Origin of the sequence: Duganella callida, from assembly GCF_004614165.1 — a bacterium.
In the GTDB taxonomy this organism is placed as follows: domain Bacteria; phylum Pseudomonadota; class Gammaproteobacteria; order Burkholderiales; family Burkholderiaceae_D; genus Rugamonas; species Rugamonas callida.
Genome location: NZ_SPVG01000211.1, coordinates 34,913 through 46,976 on the forward strand (window position 1 = coordinate 34,913; position 12,064 = coordinate 46,976).

Genomic DNA, 12,064 nt, shown 5'->3' on the forward strand with positions numbered 1-12,064 from the left:
TTGGAGAATGACATGAGTGCTATTGTTGACATCATCGGCCGTGAAGTACTGGATTCGCGCGGCAATCCCACCGTCGAATGCGACGTGCTGCTGGAATCGGGCGTGATGGGCCGCGCCGCGGTGCCGTCGGGCGCCTCGACCGGTTCGCGCGAAGCGATCGAACTGCGCGACGGCGATCCGAAACGCTACTTCGGCAAGGGCGTGCTGAAAGCCTGCGAAAACATCAACACCGAAATCTCGGAAGCCATCATGGGCCTGGACGCCAATGAGCAGGCTTTCCTGGACCGCACTCTGATCGATCTGGACGGCACCGAAAACAAGTCGCGCCTGGGCGCCAACGCCATGCTGGCGGTGTCGATGGCGGTGGCCAAGGCCGCCGCGGAAGAAGCCGGCCTGCCGCTGTACCGCTACTTCGGCGGCTCCGGCGCGATGCAGCTGCCGGTGCCGATGATGAACGTGATCAACGGCGGCGCCCACGCCGACAACAACCTGGACATCCAGGAATTCATGATCATTCCGGTCGGCGCACCATCGTTCAAGGAAGCCATCCGCTACGGCGCGGAAGTGTTCCACACCCTGAAGAAGATCCTGCACAAGCGCGGCCTGAACACCGCCGTCGGCGATGAAGGCGGTTTTGCGCCGTCGCTGGCCAACCATGAAGAAGCGATCAAGCTGATCATCGAAGCGATCGAGCAGGCCGGCTACGAGCCGGGCACCCAGATCGCCATCGGCCTGGACTGCGCTGCCTCCGAGTTCTACAAGGACGGCAAGTACGAGCTGGAAGGCGAGGGCCTGTCGCTGACGGCGACCGAGTTCACCAATCTGCTGGCCACCTGGTGCGACAAGTACCCGATCATCTCGATCGAAGACGCGATGCACGAGGGCGACTGGGAAGGCTGGGCCATCCTGACCAAGGAACTGGGCAAGAAGGTGCAGCTGGTGGGCGACGACCTGTACGTCACCAACACCAAGATCCTGAAGGAAGGCATCTCGAAAGGCATCGCCAACTCGATCCTGATCAAGATCAACCAGATCGGCACCCTGACCGAAACCTTCGCCGCCATCGAAATGGCCAAGCGCGCCGGCTACACCGCCGTGATCTCGCACCGTTCCGGCGAAACCGAGGATTCGACCATCGCCGACATCGCTGTCGGTACCAACGCCCTGCAGATCAAGACCGGCTCGATGTCGCGCTCGGACCGCATGGCCAAGTACAACCAGCTGCTGCGCATCGAAGAGGATCTGGGCGACATCGCTTCCTACCCGGGCCGTGACGCGTTCTACAACCTGAAGTAATCAAGCCAGCGCGGCCGGAGTCGTTCCCGTTCCGGCCGCTGTCGCCCCATGCGTCTGATTACCCTCGCCCTCGCATTCCTGCTGCTGCTGATCCAGTACCCTTTGTGGCTGGGGAAGGGCGGCTGGCTGCGCGTCAAGGATTTCGAGGCACAGGTCGACGTGGCGCACAAGCGCAACGCGGAACTGCTGGCGCGTAACGCCAAACTCGATTCCGAAGTGCGCGACTTGAAAGACGGCACCGGCGCCGTCGAGGAACGGGCTCGCTACGAGCTCAACATGATCAAGCAAAACGAGATCTTCATTCAGATCGTCGGCAAGGATAAAGCCGCTCCCCTGGCGCCACTGGCGCCCCGTCCCGCTACCCCGCCCCAGCAATAAATCCGGCAGCTGTCGCTCCGCGCAATGCGGCACGGTTTTGATATCGCTATCATTTCCGTGTATTTGCCGACGAAATACACGGTATTTGCTTTAAGCATGAAATATATTTATTTATGTTAAATTCCGTATGGGAAAATTTATTAATTTAAATAAATGTGTGCAAAAACAACGATTTAAATTGCATGATCTTGTTGATTTTTCATTGTAAAAATAGAATTAAATTCTGCAGCCGCCGCGATAATCCGAATTTAAACGGGTGATTTCCTGCCTTTGTTACCGCTATCATGAAAGCGAGGTAATGATGATATTTTATACATAAGGGAGAGCTTGAAATGAATCACCCGTTGACTTCTCTGCGCCGTTTGCGGCGGGCACTGTTGGCTTGCGGCATGGTGCTGGCAGCAGCGCCGGTGCTGGCGGACACCATCGATTTCGAATCGCATACCAATCTCGTCAGTCCCGTGCTGAGCGCGGGCGACACCGCCTACGCCGGACGCGATCAGTTTGCCGTCGGCGCCTATGTGGCCAGCGTCGCCGACAGCGTCTACGCCCAAAGCCTGCCCGATTATGAGCCCGGCGCCGCTGGCGTGATCGTCGACCATTCGGACCGGCTGGCGTGCAACATTGTCACCTGCCCGGGCAGCTTCTTTAATTCCACCCACTACTACGCCGGCCTGAACGACAGCTCGGTGACTCTGGCGCGTGCCGACGGCAAAGCCTTCAGCCTGTCCTCGCTGGACTTCGCGTTCGTGGCGCCGATGTACGACCTGCCCAACCTCAGCTACGGCCAACTGGTGCTGAGCGCGACCGTGGCAGGCGCCGCCAGCCCGGTCACGCGCAGCCTGAATTTCCCCGGCCAGTTTTTGGACGGTAATTTCGTGTTCGACACCTGGACCCTGGACAGCAGTTTTGCCGGCCTGCAGATCACCAGTCTGAATATCAGCGCCTGCGCTTTCGATGCCGCGATGAACTGCCTCAACGGCGCCGACAGCTACGGCCTGGCGCAATTCGCCATCGACAACGTAATGTTGTCCGCCGTGCCGGAACCGCAGACCTGGGCCATGCTGGCCGCTGGCGCTGCCCTGCTGGGCGCGCGCCGTCGTCGCCAGGGAGAGCCAGCATGAGGCCGCGCCTGCTGCCCCTGGCGCTGCTGCTGGCCGGCGTTTTCGCCGGGCACGCCGTCCAGGCAAATCAAGCGGCGCAGACTGCCCCGGCGGTTCAGGCAGCGCGTCACACCTACATCGTCCAGCTTAGCGACAAGCCGGCCGCGTCCTATACCGGTGGCGTCAATGGTCTGGCCGCCACCAAACCACCGGCCGGCACCTTGATCAACCCCGAATCGGTGGCGGTGCAAAACTACCTGCAGTATCTGCAACAGCGCCGCAGCGCCGTCACCGCCGGCTTGCCGGCCGGCGCGCTGGTGCATGATTTCAAGCTGGTGTACAACGGCTTCGTGGCGCGCCTGACCGACGCCGAGGCGCTCGCGCTCAAGCACACCGATGGCGTGCTGGCGGTGCGGCCGGACACCTATTTCGCGCCGGCCACCAGCTACACGCCGACCTACCTGGGACTGGACCGGCCAGGCGGGCTGTGGAGCCAGTTGGGCGGCAAGGAGCATGCCGGTGAAAACATTATCATCGGCGTCATCGATACCGGCATCTGGCCGGAAAACCCGTCGTTCGCCGACCGCGTGGACGCCAACGGCGCCCCCACGCACGACCCCTCCGGCACGCTGGTCTACGATGCGCCGCCGGCGCGCTGGCGCGGCTTTTGCCAGTACGGCTATGGTTTCAATCCGGGCGCCTGCAACAACAAGCTGATCGGCGCGCGCTATTACAACTTCCTCAAAGACGAGGGCATGGAGCAGCACTGGACCGAGTTCGATTCGCCGCGCGATTCGACCGCCGGCCAATACGGCAAGGGGGGGCACGGTACGCATACCGCCTCGACCGCCGCCGGCAACAACGGCGTGGCCGCCAATATCGCCGGCGCGCCGGTGGGGCAGGTCAGCGGCATGGCGCCGCGCGCGCGCGTGGCCGCCTACAAGATCTGCTTTACCCGTGCGGCGTCGGACAGCCCGGTCGGCATCAATGGCTGTTCCAGCACCTCGGCCGTCGCCGCCATCGAGCAGGCGGTGTTCGACGGCGTCGATGTGCTCAGCTATTCGATCAGCGGCATCACCGACAGCGTGGACGAAATCGTCGAGCAAGCCTTCCTCGGCGCCACCAACGCCGGGGTGTTCGTCTCGGTGGCGGCCGGCAATGCCGGTCCGGGCAATTCGGTGAACCATCCGTCGCCATGGCTGACGTCGGTCGGCGCGTCCACCACCGACCGCCTGTCCGGCGCGCAGGCGCTGCTCAGCACCGGCGCCAAGTACGTCGGCGCTTCGGTCAACCCGACGCCGCTGGCGGCCGCGCCGGTTATCCTGGCCGAGAACGCCGGCAGTATTCCGTATGAAAACCTGGCCGGTCCGGACCGCGACGCGCGCCGCCTGTGCTACACCGAGGCCGATCGCATCACCTACGGCGCCAGCAGCAATGGCGCGCTGGACCCGGCGCTGACGGCCGGTAAAGTGGTGATTTGCCAGCGCGGCAACAGCGCCCGCGTCGACAAGAGCAAGGCGGTGCTGGAGGCCGGCGGCGTCGGCATGGTGCTGGTCGACGATGGCAACGGCATTACCATCGACCCGCACGCGGTGCCGAGCGTGCACGTATCGGTGCAGGACGGCGCCGCCATCCGCGCGGCCGTGCTGGCCCAACCGTCGCTGCGGATCGGCATCAGCGCGTTTGGCCTGTTCCCGAATCCGGAGGGGTCGCCCAAAATGGCCAGCTTCTCCAGCCGCGGCCCGAACATGGCGCTGGCCAGCATCCTCAAGCCGGACCTGACCGCGCCCGGCGTCAACGTGCTGGCCGGTTTCGCACCGGACTTGACGCAGGAACAGCACGACGCCATCCAGAACGGCGCCGCTGTCACCACCGTGGCCTGGAGCTACGCCAGCGGCACGTCGATGGCGACGCCGCATGTGTCCGGTCTGGCGGCGCTGCTCAAACAGCGCCATCCCGACTGGTCGCCGGCCGCCATCAAGTCGGCGCTGATGACCACGGCCACGCCCACTGTCGATGACGGCCTGCCGGCCGATTTCAACGGCATGAACGCCTTCGGCCAGGGCGCCGGCCACGTGGCGCCGACGCCGGCCGCCGATCCCGGCCTGGTGTATGAACTGGGCGCGACCGACTATCAGCGCTTCCTGTGCGGCATCGGCTCCTACAACGTCGCGGCCGAGGTGTGCGCCAGCGTCGGCAGTGTCAAGGACTACGACCTCAACCTGGCGTCGCTGACGGCGGGCAATGTGCCGGACACCCTGACGCTCAAGCGCCGCGTGACCAACGTCAGCGCCACGCAGTCGACTTACACCGCCAGCGCCAGCGTGCCCGGCTTTACGGTCAGCGTGTCGCCGGCGTCGCTGACCCTGGCGCCCGGCGCCAGCGCCGAGTACAGCGTCACGCTGAAGCGCGCCACGGCGGCCAACAACGCCTGGTCGTTCGGCCAGCTGGAGTGGAGCGACGGCAGCCATCACGTGCGCAGCCCGCTGACCGCGCGGACCTCCCTGTTCACCGCCCAGCCGCTCTACTATTCGGAAGGCAGCTCGGGCAACAAGACGGTCGGCATCACGCCCGCCTTCAGCGGCAAGCTGACGGTGAAGGCGGCGGGCTTGCGTGAGGCCACGCAGGATACCTACACGCTGGCGCAGAATACCTCGACCGACTACGGCGTGGCGGAATGCGCGGCCGGCGGCAATGCCAGCGTCAGCTACAAGCGCGTGACCATTCCGGCCGGCACGGTCGGCGCCCGGTTCTCGCTGTACGATGAGGACACCAGCGGCGGTTCGGCGGACGACCTCAACCTGCTGCTGCTGGACGGCAAAGGCAACCTGCTGTACGGCAGTGTCAGCCTGTATTCGTCCAACGAAGACTTGCAGACGGCCGATCCGGAACCGGGCGATTATATCGTCTGCGTGGTGGCGCGCTCGCCGGTCAATGGCAGCGCCACCGCCAAGCTGTCGAGCTGGCTGATCGGGTCGGGGCCGACCAGTACCGGCAACCTGAAGGTGCTGGCGCCGTCGACGGTGTTTGCCTATCGTCCGGCCTCGGCCACCTATACCTGGTCGGGTCTGACGCCGGGCAAGCACTACATGGGCGGCATCGAGTACAGCAATGGTAGCCTGCGCCTGGGCGCGACGCTGATCCAGGTGGAAAGCTTCGACACCATCTGGGCCCGCACGCCGGGCAGTTACACCTACATCACCGGGCGTCAATTGCCGCCCGGCACACGCTAGGTTGACAGCTTGATCAGGGCCGGCCGGGATGGCGGCCCGCGGTGTTGGGAAATTGCCTCATTGCAATGGGCGATGGGCGGAAGTGGGCTGGGTAAGGCTTATAATCGGCGGCATGCGTTTATTTTTTGTGTCCATGTTGCTGTTGTCGATCTGTTTGCCGGCCCGCGCCGGCGGCTGCATTCCGCTGCGCGTGGGCTATATGGACCAGAACCGGCCGCCGTACTGGCTGGGCGACGGCGACAAGGTGCCCGATCCGCCCGGTGCGGCGGTGGACCTGATCCGCGATGCGGTGATCGGCGCCGGTTTCGGCTGCACCCCGGTGTGGGTGCGGCTGCCGGCGGCGCGCCTCAAGCTGGCGCTGGCCAACGGCGACATCGACCTGGCGCCGCTGGGCGAGATGAGCTATTACCCGGCCGAGATCGCGCTGCCGCGTGACAAGGTCGGCAACATCGACCTCGAGCGCGCGCTGCACAATCAGGTGCTGGTGCTGGTGCGCACCAAGGACAAGCTGCCGGCCAGCACCAATCCCATGCAGTATTTCAAGGGCAAGATGCTGGGTATCCCGCAAGGCAACAGCTACGCGCCGCGCCTGCGCGAGATGGGCCTGACCCTGGACGACGGTGGCCGCGACCTCGACCGCAACATCGAAAAGCTCAAGCTGGGCCGCGTCGATGGCGTGGTGGTGGCGGCGGTGGCGCCGGCCCACCTGAAGGAAACGCTGGCCAGGTACAAGGGCGAGGTGGTGCAGCTGCCGCAGGCGCTGCTGAACATCCGCGTCTGGCTGGCGTTCAACGACGGTTTCTATCACGCGCATCCGCGCGAAAGCGAGGCGCTGTGGACCTGGCTGGACCACAACCGTGGCCGCCTCGGCTACGTCATGCAGAAATACCGCAAGACTGATTGATGTGTACAATTCCCTGACCTATGTCCGGGAGTGACCATGACGCTCAAACACATCAGCGCGATCAGCCTGTTTGTCGAAGACTTGCCCGCGTCCCGGGCGTTTTATTGCGCGGTGTTCGGCGTGCCGGTCGTGTACGAGGATGACAATTGCGCGGTGGTGCAGTTCGAGCACCTGCTGGTCAACCTGCTCAAGGTGGCCAACGCGGCGGACATCGTCGCTCCCGGCGCGGTGGCGCCGCGCGATGCCGGTTCGCGTTTCCAGCTCAGCATCTGGGTGGCCGATGTCGACGCGGTCTGCGCGCACCTGCGCCAGCGCGGCGTGGCGTTTCACGGCCCGCTGGACCGGCCCTGGGGGCTGCGCACCATCAATTTCGTCGATCCGGCCGGTCACAGCTGGGAAGTCGGCCAGCAACTGAACGGAACCGCCACCGCCGAGCCGGTAAGCTAGAATAAGCTCCCTGGTTTTATCCGAGTCTGGTTTGAGAGCTTTATTCCTTGCAGTGACGCTGGCGTCGGCCGGCGCGTATGCCGCCGAGCCGGCGTTATCGGCAGCCGATACCCTGAATGCGGCGCAGCGCGCCAGGCCGGTGCAGGCCCATGCCAGCGGTCCCAACGTCCTGCGCGCGCAAGTGCTGCTGGACCGCGCCCACTTTTCCCCCGGCGAGATGGACGGGGCTTACGGCGGCAATCTGCGCCAGGCGATCCGCGGCTTCCAGAAACTGCAACAGCTGCCCGTCACCGGCGTGGTCGATGCGGCCACCTGGCAGGCACTGGAGCGCGACGATGCGCCGGTGCTGAACGTCTACACCATCACCGACAAGGATGTGGCCGGCCCCTATGCCCAAGTCCCGGCCGACATGGCCGGCAAAGCGAAGCTGGGCGCGCTCGGCTACGCCAGCCTGGCCGAGGCGCTGGGCGAGCGCTTCCACTGCAGCCCCGAACTGCTGCGCCGGCTGAACCCCGGCAAAACGCTGAAGCGCGCGGGCGAGCAGCTGCTGGTGCCCAACGTGGCCAGCATCAAGCCGCTGCCGAAAGCCCATGCGATTCTGGTCGATGCGAAAGAGGGCACGCTGACCCTGCTCGATGCGGGCGGCATGCCGTTCGCGCAGTTCCCGGCCAGTACCGGCAGCAGGCACGATCCGTTGCCGGAAGGCCGCTGGCAGGTGCGCGCCGTCGCCACCAATCCCGAGTACCGCTACAACCCCAGGCTGTTCTGGGACGCCAAGGCCGGCGACACCAAGGCCCGTATCGCGGCCGGGCCGAACAATCCGGTGGGCCTGGCCTGGATCGACCTCAGCATCGACCACTACGGCATCCACGGCACCCCCGAGCCGGGCAAGATCGGCAAGACGCAGTCACACGGCTGCGTGCGCCTGACGAACTGGGATGTGATGCAAGTGGTGCGCGCCGTCGCGCGCGGCGCCACGGTGCTGATGCAATCTTAGTGACAATTCAATAGTTTTCCGAGGAGAAATTTTTATACAATCGGCGGGTCGCTTACACGGGCCCCGACCATGCCGAAACTGTCAGCCGTCCTCTTGCTGCTCCCCCTGCTGTGCCAGGCCCAGGTCTACAAATGGGTGGACGCCAAGGGCGTGGTGCATTACACCGACAATAAATTCGAGGCCGGCGCCGCGCCGGTCTCCGAGCTCAAGCCGAACGGCGCGCCGGCGCCGCTGCTGCCGGCCGGCGTCAGCTGGCAGCAGCGCGACGCGGAATTCCGCCGCAAGCAGCAGTACCGGCAGCTGGCGCCGGCCTATCGTCCGCGCCGCGCGCCGCCGCCTGGTGATCTGCACGCGTCCACCTGCGTGCCATCGAGCGCCGTTTGCCCCTAAAATGGCTGCCGGGGCAGCGAAAAGGAGCGGGCTTGAAAACCATTGGACTGATAGGCGGCATGAGCTGGGAATCGACGGTGCCTTATTACCGTCAGATCAACGAAACCATCAAGCAGCGGCTGGGCGGACTGCATTCGGCGCGGCTGGTGTTGTACAGCGTCGATTTTCACGAGGTCGAGCGTTTGCAGCATGCCGGCGACTGGGACGCGGCCGGCGCCATGATGGCCGATGCGGCGCGTGCGTTGCGGGCGGCCGGCGCCGACTTCATCGTGCTGTGCACGAATACCATGCACAAGGTGGCGCCGGCGATCGAAGCGGCGGTCGATATCCCGCTGTTCCACATCGCCGATCCGACCGCGCAGGAAATCAAGCGCGCCGGCATCGGCAAGGTCGGCCTGCTCGGCACCCGTTTCACCATGGAGCAGGCGTTCTACAAGGAGCGCCTGCGCGAACGGCACGGCTTGCAGGTGCTGGTGCCGGAGGCGGCCGAGCGCGATATCGTCCACCGCATCATTTACGATGAACTGTGCCTGGGCCGCATCGTCGACGCCTCGCGCGACGACTACCGCCGCATCATCGCCGGGCTGGTGGAACAGGGCGCGCAGGCCATCATTTTGGGCTGCACGGAAATCTCGCTGCTGGTCGGCCAGCAGGACGCCGCCGTGCCGCTGTTCGACACCACCGGCATCCACGCCCGCGCCGCGGCCTTGTGGGCGCTGAACCCGAACCAGGAGCAGACATGAAACTGATAGGCATGCTGGATTCCCCTTATGTGCGCCGCGTTGCGGTGTCGCTGCAACTGCTGGAGCTGCCGTTCGAGCACCAGTCGCTGTCGGTGTTCCGCACCTTCGACCAGTTCCGCCAGATTAATCCGGTGGTCAAGGCGCCGACGCTGGTGGCGGACGATGGCACGGTGCTGATGGATTCCACCCTGATCCTGCAGTATGCCGAGGCGCTGGCGGCGCCGGCGCGTCGTCTGACGCCGGCCGCACCCGCCGCGTTGCTGCGCTCGCTCCACGTACAAGGTTTGGCGCTGGCGGCGACCGACAAGGCGGTGCAGATCGTCTACGAGCACATGGTGCGGCCGGCCGAAAAGCTGCACGAGCCATGGATGGAGCGCGTCAAGCTGCAATTGCTGGCCGCGCTCGACGCGCTGGAAGCGGAGTTGCGCGCCGATCCGCCCGCGCTGGCACCGCGCATGGACCCGGGCGCGCTGATGGCGGCCGTCGGCTGGCACTTCATCGAACAGATGGTGCCCGACGCCTTCTCCGTTGCCAGCTATCCGCTGCTGAGCGGATTCTCGCGCCAGGCCGAGACCTTGCCGGCCTTCGCCGCCGCGCCGCACGGCGACAGCACGTATCGCGCCATATAATGACGCATCTCGCGCGCCAGATCCGCTGGCCGGCGTAACCAAGGATACTTAATGCCCGTTTCTGCCTACCTGAATACCTTTCCCGTGATGGGCGAGGGCCTGTACCTGCACGCCACCGCCACCGTGATCGGCGATGTCACCATCGGCAAGGATTGCTCGATCTGGTGCAACACCGTGCTGCGCGGCGACGTCAACCGCATCGTCATCGGCGACTGCACCAACGTGCAGGACTTCGCCATGGGCCACGTCTCGCACCGCAACGCGGCCAAGCCGGACGGCTCGCCGCTGATCATCGGCAATTATGTGACCATCGGCCACCAGGCCATGCTGCACGGCTGCACCATCGGCAACGAGTGCCTGATCGGCATGGGCAGCACCATCATGGACGACGTGGTGGTGCAGGACCGGGTCATGGTCGGCGCCGGCAGCTTGGTCCCGCCAGGCAAGGTACTGCAAAGCGGCTACCTGTACGTCGGCAGCCCGGTGCGCCGCATCCGCGAGCTGACGCCGGAAGAGATCGCCTACCTCAAGTATTCGGCCGAGCACTACGTGCGCGTCAAGAACAACTACCTGGCCGGCGAGGGCGTGTAGCGGAGTTATCGGCCGCACTGTTGATGCCAATGACAGCGACTGGCGCGCCGAGCTTGTCCGGGGCGGATGTTCAGGCGATGTTGAGGCCGCCGTCAGCGGTGAGGATCTGGCCGGTGATCCAGTGCGCACCGGACGAGGCCAGCCACACGATGGCCTGGGCCACATCGTCCGGCTCGCCGCGCCGGCCGAGCGGAATGCGTTCGCGCTCCTGCTGCTTGACGGCGGCGATCTGCTCCGGCGTCAGCTGCATGCGTTCGGCCAGGAACGCGGTTTCGGTCGGGCCGGCGGCGACGGCGTTGACGCGCACGCCGGCCGGCGCCAGTTCCAGCGCCCAGCAGCGTGTCAGGTGTTCCAGTGCGGCCTTGCTGGCCGCATAGTGGGACAGGCCGGCGCCGGCCTTGTGGCCGAACGTCGACGAGATGTTGATGATGGCGCCGCGGCTGGCGCGCAGATGCGGCAGGGCGGCGGTCGCCAGCAACGACGGGCCGATCACGTTGACCGCAAAGATGTTGCGCACCTGCTCGGCGCCGGCATCGGCCAATGGCAGCAGCGCGCCGGCACCGGCATTGTTCACCAGCAGGTCGAGCCGGCCCCAGCGTTCGATGACGGTGGCGATGGTGGCGCGCGCGTCGTCGGCATCGGCGGCGTCGGCGATCACGTAATCGATCAGCGGCTGATGCGCCGCCAAATCGCGCAGGGGCGGTTCGCGGCGGCCGGTGACGACCACGCGCGCGCCGGCTTCGGCGAAGCGGAGGGCGGCGGCCTGGCCGATGCCGGCCGCGCCGCCGGTGATCAGGATGACTTGGTCTTTGAAGCTCTGCATAGTAGTGCCTTTCGGTTCAGATGGATCATGCAGAGTAAAAATGCGCCAGGCGCTCGGCCAGACGGACGCGGCGTTCCTGCAGCACGCTGATCATCTGATCCAGCTCGGCGAGCTTGCGCTGATGCAGGGCATAACCGGCTTCGCAGGCGGCGGCATCCCAGCTGTCCCGTTGCAGGCAATGCATCATGCCGGCGATCTGGCGTGTGCTGAAGCCGCAATCGAGCAGCTCGCGTATCCAGCGCACCTGCTCGATGGTGGCGGTACTGAATTCGCGGTAGCCGTTTGCGCCGCGTTGGGCGGCAATCAACCCCTGGGATTCATAGTGGCGCAAGGTGCGGACGCTGACCGCGGCCGCCCTGGCGAGGGCTCCGATGCGCATTGCTTACTCCTTGAACGTAGTCTGCCAGCCTGCCGCTAATGGCAGAGTCAAGACCTAGACGCGGCAAGGGGCGCGGTTGTGACAATCCGGGGTCAGTTCTGCCAATCGCACACGGGCTCTGCTGTAGGCGACGCCTACAGCAGAGCCCGTG

Annotated in this window: 13 protein-coding genes; 11 read left to right on the plus strand and 2 right to left on the minus strand. The window is 65.3% G+C overall.

The window, feature by feature from the left end; all coding sequences use genetic code 11:
* Window positions 1-12: 12 nt before the first annotated feature.
* The 11 genes from eno to E4L98_RS21430 all read left to right on the plus strand — a co-directional run bounded on the left by eno (window position 13) and on the right by E4L98_RS21430 (window position 10,711).
* Window positions 13-1,296 (plus strand): phosphopyruvate hydratase, encoded by a 1,284-nt coding sequence (eno, locus tag E4L98_RS21380; protein ID WP_135203565.1) that lies wholly within the window; start codon window positions 13-15, stop codon window positions 1,294-1,296.
* Between the two features lie 48 nt (window positions 1,297-1,344).
* On the plus strand, window positions 1,345-1,674 hold the full coding sequence (ftsB, locus tag E4L98_RS21385) for a cell division protein FtsB (RefSeq protein ID WP_135203566.1): 330 nt from the start codon (window positions 1,345-1,347) through the stop codon (window positions 1,672-1,674).
* Between the two features lie 332 nt (window positions 1,675-2,006).
* Entirely contained in the window at window positions 2,007-2,798 is a 792-nt protein-coding gene (locus E4L98_RS30415; RefSeq protein WP_229257497.1) for an NF038120 family PEP-CTERM protein, read from the plus strand.
* Complete coding sequence (locus E4L98_RS21395) at window positions 2,795-6,010, plus strand: S8 family peptidase (protein WP_135203567.1); 3,216 nt, start codon at window positions 2,795-2,797, stop codon at window positions 6,008-6,010. The genes E4L98_RS30415 and E4L98_RS21395 overlap by 4 nt, the downstream gene beginning before the upstream one ends.
* 112 nt (window positions 6,011-6,122) lie before the next feature.
* The gene (locus E4L98_RS21400) at window positions 6,123-6,914 is read left to right on the plus strand and encodes a transporter substrate-binding domain-containing protein (RefSeq protein ID WP_229257498.1); all 792 of its coding nucleotides are present in this window, start codon (window positions 6,123-6,125) and stop codon (window positions 6,912-6,914) included.
* Between the two features lie 36 nt (window positions 6,915-6,950).
* A complete protein-coding gene (locus tag E4L98_RS21405) occupies window positions 6,951-7,361 on the plus strand; it encodes a VOC family protein (RefSeq protein ID WP_135203568.1) in 411 nt (136 codons plus the stop codon).
* 31 nt (window positions 7,362-7,392) lie between these two features.
* Window positions 7,393-8,358 (plus strand): L,D-transpeptidase family protein, encoded by a 966-nt coding sequence (locus E4L98_RS21410; protein ID WP_135203569.1) that lies wholly within the window; start codon window positions 7,393-7,395, stop codon window positions 8,356-8,358.
* A 69-nt stretch (window positions 8,359-8,427) separates the two neighbouring features.
* Window positions 8,428-8,748, plus strand: coding sequence for a DUF4124 domain-containing protein (locus E4L98_RS21415; protein ID WP_135203570.1), 321 nt, complete (start codon window positions 8,428-8,430; stop codon window positions 8,746-8,748).
* 32 nt (window positions 8,749-8,780) lie between these two features.
* Window positions 8,781-9,491, plus strand: coding sequence for an aspartate/glutamate racemase family protein (locus tag E4L98_RS21420; RefSeq protein ID WP_135203571.1), 711 nt, complete (start codon window positions 8,781-8,783; stop codon window positions 9,489-9,491).
* A complete protein-coding gene (locus E4L98_RS21425; RefSeq protein WP_135203572.1) occupies window positions 9,488-10,120 on the plus strand; it encodes a glutathione S-transferase in 633 nt (210 codons plus the stop codon). The genes E4L98_RS21420 and E4L98_RS21425 overlap by 4 nt, the downstream gene beginning before the upstream one ends.
* Before the next feature lie 51 nt (window positions 10,121-10,171).
* Window positions 10,172-10,711 (plus strand): gamma carbonic anhydrase family protein, encoded by a 540-nt coding sequence (locus E4L98_RS21430; RefSeq protein WP_135203573.1) that lies wholly within the window; start codon window positions 10,172-10,174, stop codon window positions 10,709-10,711.
* A 70-nt stretch (window positions 10,712-10,781) separates the two neighbouring features.
* Here the strand turns inward: E4L98_RS21430 and E4L98_RS21435 are convergent, their stop codons facing one another.
* Window positions 10,782-11,534 carry an SDR family NAD(P)-dependent oxidoreductase gene (locus E4L98_RS21435; protein WP_135203574.1) on the minus strand — a complete coding sequence of 251 codons (753 nt, stop codon included), beginning with the start codon at window positions 11,532-11,534 and terminating at the stop codon, window positions 10,782-10,784.
* Between the two features lie 25 nt (window positions 11,535-11,559).
* Entirely contained in the window at window positions 11,560-11,913 is a 354-nt protein-coding gene (locus tag E4L98_RS21440) for a MerR family transcriptional regulator (protein WP_135203575.1), read from the minus strand.
* Window positions 11,914-12,064: the final 151 nt, after the last annotated feature.